14 protein-coding genes are annotated in these 17,948 nt (G+C 67.0%); 7 read left to right on the plus strand and 7 right to left on the minus strand.

Features of this window, described 5'->3' with window-relative positions:
- The first annotated feature begins 171 nt into the window (after positions 1-171).
- The gene (aceK, locus tag V3B46_RS08555) at positions 172-1,902 is read left to right on the plus strand and encodes a bifunctional isocitrate dehydrogenase kinase/phosphatase (protein WP_329891673.1); all 1,731 of its coding nucleotides are present in this window, start codon (positions 172-174) and stop codon (positions 1,900-1,902) included.
- Between the two features lie 95 nt (positions 1,903-1,997).
- On the opposite strand, the gene V3B46_RS08560 is transcribed toward aceK, so the two are convergent.
- From V3B46_RS08560 to trxA, 3 genes are all read right to left on the minus strand, one after another.
- Positions 1,998-3,572, minus strand: a complete 1,575-nt coding sequence (locus tag V3B46_RS08560; protein ID WP_154264621.1) for a sensor domain-containing diguanylate cyclase — start codon at positions 3,570-3,572, stop codon at positions 1,998-2,000.
- Positions 3,573-3,782: 210 nt separating this feature from the next.
- A complete protein-coding gene (rho, locus tag V3B46_RS08565) occupies positions 3,783-5,525 on the minus strand; it encodes a transcription termination factor Rho (protein ID WP_029379723.1) in 1,743 nt (580 codons plus the stop codon).
- A gap of 228 nt (positions 5,526-5,753) precedes the next feature.
- Positions 5,754-6,083 (minus strand): thioredoxin, encoded by a 330-nt coding sequence (trxA, locus tag V3B46_RS08570; RefSeq protein ID WP_005411275.1) that lies wholly within the window; start codon positions 6,081-6,083, stop codon positions 5,754-5,756.
- 510 nt (positions 6,084-6,593) lie between these two features.
- Here trxA and rhlB point away from each other — a divergent pair.
- From rhlB to ung, 5 genes are all read left to right on the plus strand, one after another.
- A complete protein-coding gene (gene rhlB, locus V3B46_RS08575) occupies positions 6,594-8,315 on the plus strand; it encodes an ATP-dependent RNA helicase RhlB (RefSeq protein ID WP_329891674.1) in 1,722 nt (573 codons plus the stop codon).
- Between the two features lie 174 nt (positions 8,316-8,489).
- On the plus strand, positions 8,490-9,176 hold the full coding sequence (gene ftsE, locus V3B46_RS08580; RefSeq protein WP_032129538.1) for a cell division ATP-binding protein FtsE: 687 nt from the start codon (positions 8,490-8,492) through the stop codon (positions 9,174-9,176).
- 3 nt (positions 9,177-9,179) lie between these two features.
- On the plus strand, positions 9,180-10,127 hold the full coding sequence (ftsX, locus tag V3B46_RS08585) for a permease-like cell division protein FtsX (protein WP_014038703.1): 948 nt from the start codon (positions 9,180-9,182) through the stop codon (positions 10,125-10,127).
- Positions 10,128-10,134: 7 nt separating this feature from the next.
- Positions 10,135-10,977 (plus strand): response regulator, encoded by an 843-nt coding sequence (locus V3B46_RS08590; protein ID WP_032129540.1) that lies wholly within the window; start codon positions 10,135-10,137, stop codon positions 10,975-10,977.
- 9 nt (positions 10,978-10,986) lie between these two features.
- Entirely contained in the window at positions 10,987-11,700 is a 714-nt protein-coding gene (ung, locus tag V3B46_RS08595; protein ID WP_329891675.1) for a uracil-DNA glycosylase, read from the plus strand.
- Between the two features lie 30 nt (positions 11,701-11,730).
- Here the strand turns inward: ung and V3B46_RS08600 are convergent, their stop codons facing one another.
- From V3B46_RS08600 to V3B46_RS08610, 3 genes are all read right to left on the minus strand, one after another.
- Positions 11,731-13,266 carry a serine hydrolase domain-containing protein gene (locus tag V3B46_RS08600; RefSeq protein WP_329891676.1) on the minus strand — a complete coding sequence of 512 codons (1,536 nt, stop codon included), beginning with the start codon at positions 13,264-13,266 and terminating at the stop codon, positions 11,731-11,733.
- Positions 13,267-13,397: 131 nt separating this feature from the next.
- Positions 13,398-14,924, minus strand: a complete 1,527-nt coding sequence (locus V3B46_RS08605) for a M56 family metallopeptidase (protein ID WP_329891677.1) — start codon at positions 14,922-14,924, stop codon at positions 13,398-13,400.
- On the minus strand, positions 14,921-15,313 hold the full coding sequence (locus tag V3B46_RS08610; protein WP_100474111.1) for a BlaI/MecI/CopY family transcriptional regulator: 393 nt from the start codon (positions 15,311-15,313) through the stop codon (positions 14,921-14,923). The genes V3B46_RS08605 and V3B46_RS08610 overlap by 4 nt, the downstream gene beginning before the upstream one ends.
- 356 nt (positions 15,314-15,669) lie before the next feature.
- On the opposite strand from V3B46_RS08610, the gene rpoH reads away from it, so the two are divergent.
- Complete coding sequence (rpoH, locus tag V3B46_RS08615) at positions 15,670-16,545, plus strand: RNA polymerase sigma factor RpoH (protein ID WP_049424102.1); 876 nt, start codon at positions 15,670-15,672, stop codon at positions 16,543-16,545.
- A gap of 105 nt (positions 16,546-16,650) precedes the next feature.
- Here the strand turns inward: rpoH and purD are convergent, their stop codons facing one another.
- The gene (gene purD / locus V3B46_RS08620; protein WP_329891678.1) at positions 16,651-17,934 is read right to left on the minus strand and encodes a phosphoribosylamine--glycine ligase; all 1,284 of its coding nucleotides are present in this window, start codon (positions 17,932-17,934) and stop codon (positions 16,651-16,653) included.
- Between the last annotated feature and the right edge of the window lie 14 nt (positions 17,935-17,948).

A 17,948-nucleotide genomic window follows, 5' to 3' on the forward strand; every position in this document is an offset into this window, starting at 1 on the left:
TCGGCTGTTTCTGCTACGGCCTTTCGTAGAGTCGAGCTTGCTCGACTTCTGCCAGAAGCAGTCGAGCAAGCTCGACTCTACAGAACCGCAGCAGCCGAGCATGGGCTCGGCTCTACACAAGGCACCCCACGCCGGCGTATGGTGGATGCCCGTCTCCCTGCCGAGCCGTGCATGTCCCAGCCTGACATCGCTGCCGAACTCGCGCCGCGTATCGCCGGTGCCATCCGCGATGGTTTCGAGCAGTACCATGCCCGCTTCGCGGCGATCACTGCGCGCGCGCGGCAGCGCTTCGAGCAGCGCGACTGGGCCGGTGCGCGACAGGATGCGGTCGAGCGCATCGCCCTGTACGACCTGTGCATCGCCGAGCAGATGGATGCGTTGCGTCGCCTCGCCGGTGACGCGATCGGTGAGCGCGCGCTGTGGCTGCAGGTGCACGCGCAGTACAGCGCGCTGCTGCAGGGCCTGATCGACGCCGAGCTGTACAAGACCTTCTACAACACGTTGTCGCGGCGGCTGTTCGCTACCCGCGGCGTGGACCCGGCGCTGGAATTCATTGCTTTCGACGTCGAGCCGTCCGATGCGATCACCCATCCCGTCGCGCGGCATACCTATGCCGTCTCGCCGACGCGGCCGGTGGAGGCCCTGCAACGCGTATTGGCCGACTATCGTTTCGACATTCCATATGCGCACCAGCTGCGCTGTGCGGCGGCCATCGCCGTGCGCCTGCAGGACGACCTCGCCCATTGGGGGGACACGCCGGTACGCAGCATCGAACTGCTCGACACCGTGTTCTACCGCGAGCGCCGCGCTTATCTGGTTGGACGTGTATTCGGCGAGCATCGCTTCTCGCCGTGCGTGATCGCCCTGGTCAATGACGAGCGTGGCCTGCGTGCCGATGCGGTACTGACCCGGCGCCGTGATGTCGCCCACCTGTTCGGCGTGTCGCGCAGCTATTTCCAGGCCGATCTGGCCACGGTGGGCGATGCCGTGGTGTTCCTGCGCAGCCTGCTGCCGGGCAAGCCGATCGACGAGATCTACACGGTGCTGGGACGTGCCAAGCAGGGCAAGACCGAGCGCTATCGTACCTTCTTCCGCCACTTCAACGAGCATCCGCAGGAACGGCTGGTGCATGCCGAAGGCACGCCGGGCATGGTCATGGCGGTGTTCACGCTGCCCAGCTATCCGCTGGTGTTCAAGCTGATCCGTGACCGCTTTGCCTGGCCCAAATCGATGTCGCGGCAACAGGTGGAGGAGAAGTACGCACTGGTGTTCAACCTTGATCGTGTCGGCCGCCTGCTCGATGCGCAGCCTTATCGCCACCTGCGTTTCCCGCGCGAGCGCTTCGCGCCGGCCCTGCTGGAAGAGCTGCTGCAGCAGTGCGCGCAGAGCGTACGTGTCGATGGCGACGAGGTCGAAGTCGCACTGTGCTATGTGCAACGGCGTTTCCGTCCTTTGAACCTGTACCTGCGCGAGCAGTCCGGCGAGGCGGTGCGCGCGGCGGTGCTCGACTACGCGCAGGCGATCACCGACATGGCGCGCAACAATATCTTCCCCGGCGACATGCTGCCGAAGAACTTCGGTGTGTCACGGCACGGCCGGGCCGTGTTCTATGACTATGACGAGCTGTGCCTGGTCAGCGACTGCGTGTTCCGCGCCTGGCCGCAGCCACACACGCCGGAGGAAGCGATGGCCGACGAGCCGTGGTTCCATGTCGGTCCGCGCGACGTGTTTCCCGAGCGCTTCGGTCCGTTCATGGGCCTGCCTCCTGCGGAGCTGGCAGCTGTGCGCGAGCACTACCGGCACCTGTTCGACCCGGGCTGGTGGCAGGGCCTGCAGGAACGCTTCGCCCGGGGTGATTATCCGGACACGCCGCCCTACGCGGGCGCACACCGGCTGGCGTGAACCGGCTGTCAGGTTTCCGTACCACGACAGGCTGTAGCGTGCCGTGGGGTAGTGCGGTCGTGCGCAACCAGGCCACTGAGCATCCGGCGATTTTCTCAGTCGGCGTACGGGTACACCACCACCCGGTTGCGGCCCTGTTCCTTGGCCATGTACAGGGCCTTGTCGGCCAGCCGCAATGCCTGCTCGGCGTCGACGTGGAAGCTGGGGAAGTGGGCCACGCCCATCGATACGGTGATGGTGCCGACCGGTTCGAACGGATGGTCGGCGATGTGCTGGCGCAGGCGTTCACCGGCTTGGCGGGCCGATTCAGTACTGATGCCCGGCAGCAGCAGCAGGAATTCCTCGCCGCCGGCGCGGCAGAGGATGTCGCTGTCGCGCGAGTAGCGGCGCATCTGGTCGGCGATGTGGACGATGGCGTTGTCGCCGACGTCATGCCCGTAGCTGTCGTTGATCGACTTGAAGCGATCGATGTCCAGCGCCAGGATCGCGAACGGAATGCCCTGCACCTGCAGCGCGTCCAGCGCCTGCTGCAGCCCGCGGCGGTTGAGCAGGCCGGTCAGCGGGTCGGTGCGGCTGGCACGGTTGAGCGTGCCGATACGATCCTGCAGCGCATTGAAGCTGTGCAGCACCGCCTGCTTGAGCTGGGCGACCTCGAAGTACCAGGCGCGGATGCCGCTGACGTGGTTGATCGCGTTGCCGGTGTCCTCGCCGCCCTGCACGTTGCGCGCCAGCTGCCACAGCGGCATCGAAATGCGGCGCGCGAACCACCAGGTGACCAGCAGCGACAGCAGGCCGAGTGGAATCGCATTCCAGATCACTGCGGTCATCAACCGCGACAGCGGCTGCAGGGTGGCCTCGGTCGGGCGCTGCGCGATGATGCCCCAGCCGGTGGCCGCCACCGGTGCATAGCCGGCCAGCATCGACACGCCGCGGTTGTTGCGTACCTGCTGTGCGCCCCGTTCTCCGCGCACCACGGCCTTCACCGCCGGGTTGCCGACCACGTAGTCACCCACCCGCTTGCCATCGGCGTGGTACAGCAGGCGGCCATTGCGGTCCACCACGTACAGGTAGGAACCGTCGCGGTAGTAGTGCTTGCCCAGCAGCGTGTGCAGTGCACTGCGCTGGCGCAGGTACAGGGTGCCGCTTACATAGCCGCGATAGCGGCCCTGGCGGTCGAAGATCGGGTGCGATAGCGACACCAGCAGCTTGCCGGTGGCCGATTGGTAGGGATCGCTGATCATCGGCTGGCGCGCCGCCAGTGCCGCGTTGTTGCCAACACTGTGTAGCACCTCACCCTGCAGCTGCAGGGTCTGCGGCGAGGTGGCGATCACCAGGCCGTCGGCGTCCACCACCAGCGAGGAGTTGAAGCTGCTGGACTGCAGCTGCAGGCGGCTGGCTTCATCCTGGGCCTGCTTCGGATCAAGGTCGTCCTGGCCGAGCCGGGTGGCTGCATAGGCCAGCTGCTGCTGCGCAGCCAGCAGGAAGTTCTGGGTGGTCTCGGCCAGCTTGGTGGCATAGACGCGGTTGGCTTCCAGGGTGTTGCCGACCAGCTGGTCGCGCTGCACCCGGTAGCTGGCCAGCAGGGTGTTGGCCAGGGCGATGATGGCACTGAGCAGGGCCAGGGCGAGGATCAGCTTGCCCAGGTTGAGGCGGGGAGACAGCGTTCGCATGCGTCGACGGATCCGGCAGGAGGCTGGACCCGACCGGTTCTCCGGAAGGGGCGACAGCGGGAGTCGGTGGCAGGGCCCACGGGGGCCGGGCAGGGTATCGCGCGGATTATCGCCAAAAGCGGGCGCGAGCGAAGTGAAGTGCGTCGCCCTGCAGGCAAAAAAAAACCTGCCGCAGCGAACGGCAGGTTTCTTCTGATGCAGCGCCAGGGATCAGCGCTTCATCGAACCGAAGAACTCGTCGTTGGACTTGGTGTTCTTCATCTTGTCCAGCAGGAATTCCATCGCGGCCATTTCATCCATCGGATGCAGCAGCTTGCGCAGGATCCAGATCTTCTGCAGCAGCTCCGGTTCGATCAGCAGGTCTTCGCGGCGGGTGCCGGAACGGTTGATGTCGATGGCCGGGAACACGCGCTTTTCAGCGATACGGCGGCTCAGGTGCACTTCGCTGTTGCCGGTGCCCTTGAACTCTTCGTAGATCACCTCGTCCATCTTCGAGCCGGTGTCGACCAGCGCGGTGGCGATGATGGTCAGGCTGCCGCCTTCTTCCACGTTGCGCGCGGCACCGAAGAAGCGCTTCGGGCGGTGCAGGGCGTTGGCGTCCACACCACCGGTCAGCACCTTGCCCGAGCTCGGCACCACGTTGTTGTAGGCGCGGGCCAGGCGGGTGATCGAGTCGAGCAGGATCACCACGTCCTTCTTGTGCTCGACCAGGCGCTTGGCGCGCTCGATGACCATTTCGGCCACCTGCACGTGGCGCGCGGCCGGCTCGTCGAAGGTCGAACTGATGACCTCGCCGCGCACGGTGCGCTGCATCTCGGTCACTTCTTCCGGGCGCTCGTCGATCAGCAGCACGATCAGGTGCACGTCAGGGTGGTTGGTGGTGATGGCGGTGGCGACCTGCTGCATCATCATGGTCTTGCCGGCCTTCGGCTGCGACACGATGAGCGAGCGCTGGCCCTTGCCCTGCGGGGCCATCAGGTCGAGGATGCGGCCGGTGATGTCTTCCGACGAACCGTTGCCACGCTCCAGGGTGAAGCGGCGGCGCGGGAACAGTGCGGTCAGGTTCTCGAACAGCACCTTGTTCTTCGACGCTTCGATCGGCTCGCCGTTGATGGTGTCGACGATGTTCAGCGCGAAGTAGCGCTCGCCGTCCTTCGGGAAGCGGATGCGGCCGGAGATGTGGTCGCCGGTGCGCAGGTTGAAGCGGCGGATCTGGCTGGGCGAGATGTAGGTGTCGTCCGGGCCGGCCAGGTAGCTGGCTTCGGCCGCGCGCAGGAAGCCGAAGCCGTCCGGCAGGATTTCCAGCACGCCGTCGGCGGCGACGCCGTCACCGTGGCGGGTCAGCACCTTCAGCAGGGCGAAGATCACGTCCTGCTTGCGGGCACGGGCCACGCCTTCGGAGATCTGCAGCTGCTCGGCGATTTCCAGCAGCTTCTGTGCCGGCATGCGCTTGAGGTCGCTCAGCGAGTAGACCGGGAAGCCCTCGGGTACGTTGGCGTGCGGGCGCGGCACGAACGGCTGCTGCTCGCCGCCGTCGTTGGGCAGGCCATCGTCGCGGAAGCGGTTGTTGCGGTCACGGTCGCGGCGGTTGCGGAAGCGGTCACGGCGGTTGCCCTGACCTTGCCCCTGGCCCTGCTGGCCGTTCTGGTTGTACGGGTTCTGGCCCTGGTTCTGGCCGCCCCCCTGGTGGTTCTGCTGGCGCGGCTGGCCGGATTCGCGACCCTCACCGCCTTCGCCACCGCCACTGCTGGCAGGGGCCTCGGCGGCGGGCGCGCTCGGTGCAGGGGCAGCAGCCGGTGCCTCGGGCGCGGCGGCCAGCGGCAGGGTCGGCTGCGCCGGCGCGGCGCTGGTTTCGGCGGCTGCCGGAGCGGCGGCCTTGCTCACGCGGGGCTTGCGCACGCGCTTTTCGGCGGGCGCATCGGCGCTGCCGGTTTCGGAAGTGTTATCGGACAAGAGCGTTATTCCTCGCTTGAAGGTGCGAGCGCCCGGCTGGGGCGGCGAACGTTGGGAATGGGTCTGGAAGAAACTGCGTCCAGAGGGTGCGGCACGCGAACGCGGCCGGATATGCCGACACTATCATCGGCCTGCGGCGCCACGCAAGGGTCGCCGGGAGCAGCATTCATCATGGGCGCGGGGCGCCCGCCGGCAGCCGCGGTCGGCGGCTGCCGGAGAACAGCAGGATCAGGCCAGGGCCTTGTCCAGCAGGCCAGCCAGCTGGGCCTTGCCCACCGCACCGATCTGCTCGCCGACCTTCTCGCCGTCCTTGAACACGACCAGGTACGGAATCGAACGCACGTGGTACTTGGCGGCCAGCGCACGGTTGTGGTCGACGTTGACCTTGGCGATCTTGGCGCGGCCCTGGTAGGCATCGGCCAGTTCGTCCAGCGCCGGGGCGATCATCTTGCACGGGCCACACCACTCGGCCCAGAAATCGACCAGCACCGGTTCCTTGGAATTCAGCACTGCGCTATCAAAGTCGGCGTCGCCGACATGTACAACCTTGTCGCTCATCTTGGTTTCTCGTCTTGGATTGCACCCGGCCATGCCGGAGGTGGGTGAACTGGGCCATGCCCGGTGGCGCGACCCTCGTCGTTGCCTCGCGGCGCACTGCCGCGGTGCGTTCGGCGGGATGCCTGGACGCTCACGCCCGGCAGTGTACCCCTATCGCAGGGCGGGGACAGGCGCCGGCTGGAACCCAGCGTATCGTGATCGCTTCGATGCCTGGTATGTGTCGGATTTCACTGTCTTCCTGTACATGGGGCTGGCAGCGGGCGACACCAGCGGCCCTGTCAGGGCCGTTCAAGTCCGGTGTGGCTGGGTGAAGGAGGCCGTCTCTTGACATTGTGAGACAGGTCATTCCGGTTTGCCGGCCCGAGTGCGTTAAACTGGGGCATTGTGCGGCGCGCGGACCGGGTGGTCCCAGCCTGCCAACCCGCCGCAGGGGCCGCAGTTTGCGACGGTGCCCCTAGACGCTGAAGTGCCAGCCGCCCCGTGGGCCGGCGGCCATACCAAGACGGACTCATGAGCGACAAACCGCTGACCGATTTGACCTTCTCCTCCTTCGAGTTGCATCCGGCCCTGCAGGCCGGCCTTGAAGGAGCCGGATTCACCCGCTGCACCCCGATCCAGGCGCTGACCCTGCCGGTCGCGCTGCCCGGTGGTGATGTTGCCGGCCAGGCCCAGACCGGCACCGGCAAGACCCTGGCCTTCCTGGTCGCTGTCGTGAACCGCCTGCTGACGCGTCCGGCCCTGGCCGACCGCAAGCCGGAGGATCCGCGCGCGCTGATCCTCGCCCCGACCCGCGAACTGGCCATCCAGATCCACAAGGATGCAGTGAAGTTCGGTTCCGACCTGGGCCTGCGTTTCGCCCTGGTCTACGGCGGCGTGGATTACGACAAGCAGCGCGAACTGCTGCAGCAGGGCGTGGACGTGATCATCGCCACCCCGGGCCGCCTGATCGACTACGTGAAGCAGCACAAGGTGGTCTCGCTGCACGCCTGCGAGATCTGCGTGCTGGACGAAGCCGACCGCATGTTCGACCTGGGCTTCATCAAGGACATCCGCTTCCTGCTGCGCCGCATGCCCGAGCGCACCACCCGCCAGACCCTGCTGTTCAGTGCCACCCTCAGCCACCGCGTGCTGGAGCTGGCCTACGAGCACATGAACGAACCGCAGAAGCTGGTGGTTGAAGCCGAGACCATCACCGCCGCGCGCGTGCGCCAGCGCATCTATTTCCCGGCCGACGACGAGAAGATCCCGCTGCTGCTGGGCCTGCTGTCGCGTAGCGAAGGCGCGCGCACCATGGTCTTCGTCAACACCAAGGTGTTCGTCGAACGCGTCGCCCGTTCGCTGGAAAAGGCCGGTTACCGTGTCGGCGTGCTGTCCGGCGACGTGCCGCAGAAGAAGCGTGAGAGCCTGCTCAACCGCTTCCAGAAGGGCCAGCTGGAAATCCTGGTGGCCACCGACGTGGCCGCGCGCGGCCTGCACATCGATGGCATCAAGTACGTCTACAACTACGACCTGCCGTTCGACGCCGAAGACTACGTGCACCGCATCGGCCGTACCGCGCGCCTGGGCGAAGAGGGTGATGCGATCAGCTTCGCCTGCGAACGCTATGCGATGGGCCTGCCGGACATCGAGGCCTACATCGAGCAGAAGATTCCGTCCGAGCCGGTGACCAAGGAACTGCTGACCCCGCTGCCGCGCCCGGAACGCCCGGCTCCGGCTGCAGGCGAGGAAGGCGAGGACAACGAAAGCGTCGGCCAGATCTTCCGCGAAGCGCGCGAAGCCCGCGCCGCAGAGGAAGAGCGTCGGGGCGGCGGCCGTAGTGGCGGCCGTTCAGGCGGTGGTGGCCGTGGTGGCCGCGACGGTGAGCGCAGTGGCGAACGCCGTCCGCGTGGCCCGCGCAAGCCGCGCGTGGAAGGCGAGCAGGGTGCTGCCGCGCCGGTCGCCGGTGCCGAAGGCGCCGCTGCCCAGGCCCCGCGTCCGCCGCGCCCGCCGCGTGCCGAAGGCGCACCGGAAGGTGCGGTGGACGGCGAGCACAAGCCGCGCAAGCGCCGTCGTCGTCGCCACGGCCGTCCGGTCGAAGGTGCCGAGGGCGTGCAGAGCGCCGCCGGCAATGGCGCCAACCCGGTCAACCCCGTGCAGGTGGTGGCCAAGCCGGTGCGCACGGCTGCTGATACCGGCGATTCGTTCCTGACCCGCATCGGCCGCAAGATCCGCCGGATGCTGTCGGGCAGCTGATCGGCGCTGTCAGCGGGTAGCACCCGACCGTTGGTCGGGTGACCTTGACCGGTGTGCCGACCAATGGTCGGCACCCACCCTGGCCGGCAACCCACACCGCTGCCGGCCAGCGGCCGGCACTACCGATCATGTGACCGTCTCCACGACGTCGCGCTGGTCCTGCATAATCGGGGCATGAGTGTCCTGCGCTTCGACAATGTCAGCAAACAGTACGCCGGTGGCCACGAGGCGCTGACCGATGTCAGCTTCGAGGTCGCGCCGGGCGAGATGCTGTTCGTCACCGGCCATTCCGGTGCGGGCAAAAGCACCCTGCTCAAGTTGATCCACCTGGACGAGCGGCCCAGCCGCGGCGCGGTGGTGTTCGACGAGCGCAACCTGCTGAAGGTGCGCGGTGGCGACGTGCCCCGCCATCGACGCGCGGTCGGCGCGGTCTACCAGGACCACCGGCTGCTGATGGACCGCTCTATTGCCGAGAACGTGGCGCTGCCGCTGATCCTGCGCGGCACCCGCCGTAGCGACATCAACAAGCGCGTGCGCTCGGTGCTGGAGCGGATGGGCCTGGGCCATCGCGAGAAGGCGCTGCCCTCGCAGCTGTCGGCCGGTGAGCAGCAGCGCGTCGGCATCGCCCGCGCCATTGTCGGTGAGCCCAAGCTGCTGGTGGCCGATGAGCCAACCGGCAACCTCGACCCGACCCTGGCGGCTGAGATCATGGCCCTGTTCGCCGAGCTGCCCGCGCGCGGCACCAGCGTGCTGGTGGTCAGTCACGACCTGCCGCTGCTGCGCCGCATGCGCAAGCGCGTGCTGATCCTTGACCACGGCCGGCTGGTGGATGACATCTCGCCGCAGGACCTGGCGGAGTAATCGATGGCGAAGAACGAAAACAGCGAAGCCGCCGCCCCGTCGCGTGTGGGCGTCTGGTTCCAGCACCACGTGCACAGCGTGGTGTTCAGTCTCGGCCGCGCTTGCCGCAAGCCGTGGGCGACCCTGCTGACGGTGATGGTCATGGCGCTGGCGCTGGCCCTGCCGCTGGGCCTGTCGATCGCGCTGGACAACCTCAAGCAGTTCGCCGGCAGCGTGCAGCAGTCGCGCGACATCAACGTGTTCCTGAAAGGCAACGTCGATGGCCCCGGCGCGCTGCGCCTGGCCGGCCAGCTGCGCGACCGCGACGACGTGGCCGAAGTGAACGTGCGCACGCCCGAGCAGGGCCTGCAGGAACTGCGCGACGCCGGCCTCGGCGAGGCGATCGATGCACTCAACGACAACCCGCTGCCCTCGCTGCTGGTGATCACCCCCGGTCAGGGCAAGGATGACGCACGCCTGGCGCGCGCGCTGGAAAGCCTGCCCGAGGCCGACCTGGTGCAGCACGACGCGCTGTGGCGCCAGCGTCTGGATGCCTGGCTGGCGTTCGGCGCACGGCTGGTGCAGGTGCTGTCGGTACTGCTCGGCGTCGGCGCCGCGCTGGTGGTCGGCAACACCGTGCGCCTGGACATCCAGGCCCGCCGCGAAGAGATCGGCGTGCTGCAGCTGCTGGGCGCCAGCGATGGCTTCATCCGTCGCCCGTTCCTTTACCTGGGTGCGTGGTACGGCCTGGGCGCCGGCGCGGTGGCACTGGCCCTGATCGGCGCCGCCGGTGCAGCCCTGCGCATGCCGCTGGCCGAACTCTCGCGCAGCTACGGCAGCCCGTTCGTGCTGCATGGCCTGGATCTGCTGCATGGCGGCCTGGTCCTGCTCGGCACGCTGCTGCTGGGTTGGCTGGGGGCGTGGCTGGTGACCGGCCATTTCCTTCGCCAGACCCGCCCGACCGACACCTGAGACCGGCATGCAACCGCAAGCGCTGAAGCACCTTGAAGGGCCCGCGACGCGGGTGATGGTGGTCGATGGGTCAAAGCTGGTCCGCAAGCTGATCGCCGACGTCCTGCAGCGCGACCTGCCGGGCGTTGAAGTGATCGGCTGCGACAGCATCGAGGATGCGCAGCTGGCGCTGGCGCAGGGCCCGGTGGATCTGGTGACCACCTCGCTGACCCTGCGTGATGGCGACGGCCTGGCACTGGCGCGGATGGTGCGCGAAGCCGCAGGCCAGGCCTATGTGCCGGTGATCGTGGTCTCCGGCGATGCCCAACAGCACCTGGAGCAGCGCCGCTTCACCGAGTACGTCACCGACTATTTCGACAAGGCGCTGGGCCACGAGGCATTGGCGACCTTCATCCGCGGCTATGTGCAGCCGCAGACCATTCCCGGCGCCACCATCCTCTACATCGAGGACAGCCGCGTGGTGGCCGAGGCCACCAAGCGCATGCTGGAACGCCAGCAGTTGAACGTGCTGCACGTGGTCAGCGCCGAAGAAGCGTTCACCCTGCTCACTGCCGAGTCGCTGGGCCGCAGTCGCCACCGCATCGACCTAGTGCTGACCGACGTCACCCTGAAGGGCGAACTGAGCGGCCGCGACGTGGTGCAGCGCGTGCGCGTGGACTTCGGCTACGGCAAGCGTCGCCTGCCGGTGCTGGTGATGACCGGCGATGGCAATCCGCACAACCAGACCGGGCTGCTGCAGTCCGGTGCCAACGACCTGGTGCTCAAGCCGATCGAAGAACGGCTGCTGGTCACCAAGGTGCTGTTCCAGCTACGCCTGGCCCGGTTGAACGATGGACCCCTGATTCGATGAAGTGGCGTGATGATTGATGAAGTAGCCGGCACCCCGACGATCCAGCTTGAGCCGAGCTGGAAGCAGCATGTCGGCGATTACCTGATGCAGCCGCAGATGCGTGAGCTGTCCGGTTTCCTGCGCCAGCGCAAGGCCAGCGGTGCGGCGGTGTTCCCGCCCGGTCCGCAGATCTTTGCCGCGTTCGACGCTACGCCGTTCGAACAGGTGAAGGTGGTCATCCTTGGCCAGGACCCGTACCACGGCCGCGGGCAGGCGCATGGTTTGAGTTTCTCGGTGGCGCCCGGTGTGCCGGTGCCGCCGTCGTTGCTGAACATCTACAAGGAAATCGAGAGCGATCTCGGTATCCCGCGTCCGGACCACGGCTGCCTGATTCCGTGGGCGCAGCGTGGCGTACTGCTGCTCAATGCGGTGCTGACGGTGGAAGAGGGCAAGGCTGGTGCGCACCAGGGCCGTGGCTGGGAAGGCTTCACCGACCACGTCGTGGATGTGCTCAACCGCGAGCGCGAAGGGCTGGTGTTCATGCTCTGGGGCGCCTATGCGCAGCAGAAGGGCAAGGTCATCGACACCCGCCGCCACCGTGTGCTGAAGTCGCCGCACCCGTCGCCGCTGTCGGCCCACCGCGGCTTCCTCGGCTGCCAGCATTTCTCGATGGCCAACGAGTACCTGCAGCGCCGCGGCCAGGCCCCGATCGACTGGTCGCTGCCGCCGCGTTCGGCGCTCTGAGAGCATGGGCCCTGCGTCGCCAGCGATGGATCAGTGGTCCACCGCTGGCGCGATATCCGCGCGCCGGTAGTAGGCCCGCGCGCCTTCGGCGATCACGCTCAGTGCCTGTACGCTGCCATCGCCGCCGCGATGGAACAGTAGCTCCGCGCCCACGCTCCCTGCCAGGAAGCGGACAGGCGTCAGCGGCAGCAGCGCGACCGGTGTATCACGTCCGGGCAGGCGCACCTGCAGTCCAGCATCGACCGCCTGCACGTCCAAGGTAGTGACGTCGAACCAATCGGCCAGGCCACTGCGCAGATCCATGGGCAGGGTGTCATCGAGTACGAAGCGGCCGCTGAAGCGCGGATAGCCATCCACCAGCAATGCGGGATCCAGCGTGCGGATGACCGGCTTGGCGTTGTGGCCAAGTGCATCGGACAGGGCATTGCGGATCTCCCCGCGCAGTGCGGGGCCGTTGTCGCCATTGGTCAGGATGACGAATCCATCGCCGCTCTCCGGGTAGCCTTCAATGCCGGCGTGATAGCTGTCATTGCTGCCGTTGTGGAAGAAACGGCGACTGGCGCCAGTGCCGGCCAGCTCAGGACCCAGGCCACGACCGGCCGGCGCCACTTCGCTGACCATCTGCAGGGCCAATGGCTGCGGCAGCCATCCATCCTTCGTGCGGATGCTGCGCAGCAGGGCTGCGACGAACAGGCCCATGTCGTTGGCGCTGGTCCACAGCCCGGACGCCGCCTGTTCCGGAAAGCTCTGCCAGCCGCGTGGCAGGGCCTCCGGCAGGCCCTTGTTGTCGTGCGCATGGGCAACGTTGCCGTAGCGGGCAGGCAAGGGATTCTGATACGTGCTGCGCGACATGCCCAGTGGCGAGAACACCTCGCGTTGTGCGACCTCAGCGAATGCTCTGCCGGTCAGATCTTCGATCGCCAGCTGCACCACCGTGTAGCCGCCACCGGAATAGTCGACCTGCTGGCCGGGTGCGTGGATCAGGCGTACCGGTTCATTCTTTGCAGGCGCCCGTCCATCCAGTGTCTGCAGCAAGGTCGGCAGGCGTTCGGCGGGCTGGTAGTCCTGGAAGCCATGCACATTGAAGCCGGCGGTGTGAGAGAGCAGCATGCGCAGGTTGATCGGCGGGTGCTGTCCCTGCGCATCGGCAGGCAGGTGCCAGCGGCGCAGGCGATGGTCGATGTTTTCCTCCAGCGAGACCTTGCCGGCAGCAACCAGCTTCAGGGTGGTCGCCGCAGTGCCCATCTTGCTGACCGAGCCGACCGAGAACACGGTATCGGCATCCACCGCGTCGCGCGTGCCGGCTTGGCGCAGGCCGTATCCGGCGGCGTACACCACCTTGCCATCACGGATCACCGCAACGGCGGCACCCGGTACCTTGTAGTGGGTCAGGCGTTCTTCGATCGACCACTGCGGCAGCGCGGCGCCCAGCGGGGCCGTGCTGGGGCGCAGGCCATGGGCCATTGCCTGGGCACAGCGCGCAGCGTCTTCAGCGCTGGCGTCAGTGGCCATCACGTGGAACGGGGCCAGGGAGACCAGCAGCGAACACAGCAACAGGCGGTTCATCATCGACATCCTTGCAGGAGTGGAAGAGGGGGCGGGATCGGCGCAGGCGTTGCCACGCACGCCTGTCGCGTCCGGTCTTTGCGGGTGGAACGGGTTGCCGCCGCAGCGCAGGAGGCGATGCGGCGGAGGCGTCAGCGTCGTTCGCGGCGGGCGCCCTGCGCCAGCAGGTAATCGCGCACGGCCGCGTTGCCGGCCTGGTTCAGCGGTGTCCGCCAGCGCCCCAGCCAGCCGTCGGCTTCCACCCCCAGGTTGATGTCGGCGCCGTGCGCGAGCAGATATTGCACGGTGACCAGGTGGCCTTCGCGCGAGGCGTTGATCAGCGGCGTCTCGTCATAGGTCACGACCCGGTTGACATCAGCACCCGCCTGCACGAGCTGCTCGACGATGGGTTGCAGGCCCAGCGCGGAGGCGACGATCAACGGATTGCCTTCGCCCAGCGCAGCGCGATCAGGGTCGGCTCCCAGCTGCAGCAGGGCGTCGACCATCACCGGATCGCGTGCGCGGATGGCCTGGATCAGCGCCGTGCCATCGCCGAGCACGCGCGCATCGAGATCGACGCCCGCCGCCGCCAACGCGTGGACATGCGCGACGTCATGCGTGCTGGCGGCCTGGAGCAGAGTGTTGACGCGCGTATCGGAGGTGCTGGCCGCTGGTGAGGCCAGTCGTGGTGAGACAGCCACCGCGGTGCCGGCGCAGGCCAGCAGAAGCAGCAGGCCCAGCATCAACAGACTGCGGCGCCGAGGGGCGTACGACGGGGCGTCCAGCAGTTGGTCGATGCGCTGCGCCAGCTGGCTGCGTGCACTGAACATGCCCAGTGCAAGCGTCGGCGCCTCTTCGCGCAGGGCCTGCAGCTGTTCGATACCGGCCAGCAGCGAGCCTGCATAGTCCAGCGGTTCGCGTGCCTGCATCGCAGCGCGTGCATCACAGGCCATTTCGCGCAGTAGCGCCAGGCGTGCCTGGGCAAGGTGCAGGAGCGGATTCCACCAGAACAGGGCTGTTCCCGCCCGCAGCAGCGTGCTTGTCCACAGATCGCGTCGATCCAGGTGTGCAACCTCGTGGCGGACGATGTCGCGCAGCACGTTGTTGTCCAGCCGTGCCAGCAAGGGGCGGGGCAGCAGGATCTGCGGGCGCCACAGGCCGACCACCATCGGCCCGTCGACGGCGCAGGTGGCGATCCTCACGTGGGCGGGCACGATGTCGGCCAGGACCGCGCGCAGTCCGGCGGACGCCGGTTGTGCCAGCCGCCGCAGCCGGCGCGCGTGCAGCATCGCGTCCAGCAGGCGCATGCCCAGCCACAGGGTGCCCAGCAGCCACACCACTGCAAGCACTGTCGGCAGGGTCTTCGGTAGTTCGACGTAATAGATGTCGGGCTGCCGTCCAGCTTCGAAGATGGCCTCTCCCGCCGTTGCCCCTTCGCCGGGCATGGGGTGGAACGCGGCGGCGGGCGGTGCCGGTGCGGGCAGGGTGGTCGACCAGCCCGGCAGGAAGGCGCTGAGCGGCAACAGCAGGGCCGCTGCCATCGCGGCGGTCAGCAGCCAGGAGCGTTGTTCGGCACTGAGGGCCCGCCGTCGTGCCAGCCACAGCGCTGGCAGCAGCACAACTGCGGACAACAGCAACTGCCGAACGCCCAGTGCCATCGCCATGTCGATGAGGTTCATTCCTTCCTCCCGGCCCTGGCATCGCTGATGCGCTGCTGCAGTGCCTGCAGTTCGTTGCGGTCGATTTCGCGTTCGTCCACCAGGTGCTGTGCCAACACGTTCGGTGAGCCGTCGAAGAACTGATGCAGCAGATGGTCGAGCGCCTGCCGGCGGGCCTGCTCGCGGCTGAGCGTGGCGTGGTAGATGTAGGCGCGACCTTCCTGGCGATGACTGACGAAGCCTTTCTTCGCCAGCACGTTGAACATGGTCAGCACCGTGGTGTACGCGACCGGCTTGTGTTCGCCGAGCACATCCGCCACTTCGCGCACGGACGCTTCGCCCTTGTCCCAGAGGATGTCCAGGATGGCCTGCTCGGCGGGGGTGGGAGTCTGCGAGACAGGACGGGCCATGTGCTTCTACGTATGAATTAGTTGATGCATCGGAGCATGTCGCTGGATGGCTGTCAACGGGTTTCTTAGTAGTAAAGGGGCGACGCCAGCCTCCGGGCCTGAACACCCGGCAACGTCTTCTGGCCTGAATGGGCCTCAAGAACGGCCCGTTCAGCTCCGCTTGACCGGAATCGGCCGGTTTCCGGCAGTTAATTGATTGAATTCCAAGGGATTGTGAATCCCGAAAAGCGTGCTCGCCACTGTCATCAAATCGCGCTACGGTAGGGCTCTGTTTGGGACCAGTGTTGCATCAATAGGATGCTGGAACTTTTTCCTCCTTTAGCAGTCCAAATCCCGGACTGCTAAGATGGGTGCCTATGAGCCAGAACACCTCTACTGCCCTTGTGGCAAACAATCTCCCGATTCCCAGTGCGCTCGGTTCGCTGGACGCCTACATCGGTGCCGTGCACCAGATCCCGGTGCTGTCGGTCGATGACGAACAGGACCTGGCCCGTCGCTTCCGCGACGGCAACGATCTGGACGCCGCCCGCGAACTGGTGCATTCGCACCTGCGCTTCGTGGTGCACGTGGCGCGCGGCTACAACGGCTACGGCCTTGCCCTGGGCGACCTGATCCAGGAAGGCAACATCGGCCTGATGAAGGCGGTCAAGCGCTTCGACCCGGACATGGGCGTGCGCCTGGTCTCCTTCGCCGTGCACTGGATCCGTGCCGAGATGCACGAGTTCATCCTGAAGAACTGGCGCATCGTGAAGGTCGCCACCACCAAGGCGCAGCGCAAGCTGTTCTTCAACCTGCGCAAGTCCAAGACCCGCCTGGGCTGGATGAACGCGGCTGAGGTCAGCGCGGTGGCGAAGGACCTGAACGTGTCCGAACGCGAGGTCATGGAAATGGAGTCGCGCCTGTCCGGTCGCGATATCGGTTTCGATGCGCCGGCCGACGAGGACAACGAGCACGCGCCGCCGTCGCCGGCTGCGTTCCTGGTCGCCAACGACGAAGACCCGTCGATGGCCTACGAACGTGCCGATAGCGAAGACAACCAGATGCAGCTGCTGCGCGAAGGCCTGGCCGAGCTGGACGCCCGCTCGCGCGACATCATCCGCCGCCGCTGGCTGGATGCGGACAGCAAGGTGACGCTGCAGGAACTGGCTGACGAGTACGGCGTGTCGGCCGAGCGCATCCGCCAGGTTGAAGCGAACGCGCTGAAGAAGATGAAGGCGCTGTTCACCGCGTAAGGCGGGGTGGCGCTGGAATGCAGAAAGGCCCGGCAATGCCGGGCCTTTCACATTTGTGGAGCTCATCCAGTAGAGCCACGCCATGCGTCGCTGCGCCGCCGGACCTCAGCCTTCCCGTGCGATCGCGCGCCAGCCGATGTCGTTGCGGTGGAATTCGTTGGCCCAGCTGACCTTGGCCACTCCGGCATAGGCATTGGCCTGCGCATCGCGCACGCTGTTGCCCAGCGCCGCCACGCACAGCACACGGCCGCCGGCACTGACCACCTGGCCCTGTGCATCCAGTGCTGTACCGGCATGGAACACCTTGGCACTGGCCGGCACATCCTCCAGGCCGGAAATCACGTCACCGGTGATCGGCGCTTCCGGGTAGGGCTTCGCGGCCATCACCACGCCCAGCGACGGGCGTGCATCCCACTGTGCCTGCACTTCGTCCAGGCGGCCGTCGATGGCCGCTTCCACCAGCTCGACCAGATCCGACTGCAGGCGCAGCATCACCGGCTGGGTTTCCGGATCGCCGAAGCGCACGTTGAACTCGATCACCTTCGGCGCGCCGCTGGCATCGATCATCAGGCCTGCATAAAGGAAGCCGGTGAACGGAATGCCGTCGGCAATCATGCCCTGCACGGTCGGGTTCACCACTTCACGCATCACGCGTGCATGCACCTCCGGGGTGACCACCGGGGCCGGCGAATACGCGCCCATGCCGCCCGTATTCGGGCCGGTATCGCCGTCGCCGACGCGCTTGTGGTCCTGCGAGGTGGCCATCGGCAGTGCGTGCACGCCGTTCACCAACGAGATGAAGCTGGCTTCCTCGCCGTCGAGGAACTCTTCGATCACCACGCGGGCGCCGGCATCGCCGAAGGCGTTGCCCGAGAGCATGTCACGTACGGCGTCCTCGGCTTCGGCCAGGGTCATCGCCACGATCACGCCCTTGCCGGCGGCCAGGCCATCGGCCTTGACCACGATCGGGGCGCCCTTCTCGCGCACATACGCCAGTGCGGCGCCCACCTCGGTGTGCACGGCATAGAACGCGGTGGGGATGTTGTGGCGGGCCAGGAAATCCTTGGCGTAAGCCTTGCTGCCTTCCAGCTGCGCGGCAGCGGCGGTCGGCCCGAAGATGCGCAGGCCAGCAGCGCGGAAGCGGTCGACCACGCCGGCCACCAGCGGTACTTCCGGGCCGACCACGGTCAGCGCTACGCCCTCAGCCTGGGCCAGCGCCAGCAGGCCGTCGATATCGGTGACCTTCACCGCCACGTTGCGGCACTTGCCTTCACTTGCAGTGCCGGCGTTTCCGGGCGCCACGATCACTTCGGTGACACGGGAGGACTGGGCCAGCTTCCATGCCAAGGCGTGTTCGCGGCCGCCGGAGCCGATGACGAGGATCTTCATGGGACAGGGTTCTC

The organism is Stenotrophomonas sp. SMYL11 (assembly GCF_036320005.1).
GTDB classification, from domain to species: Bacteria; Pseudomonadota; Gammaproteobacteria; order Xanthomonadales; family Xanthomonadaceae; genus Stenotrophomonas; species Stenotrophomonas maltophilia_A.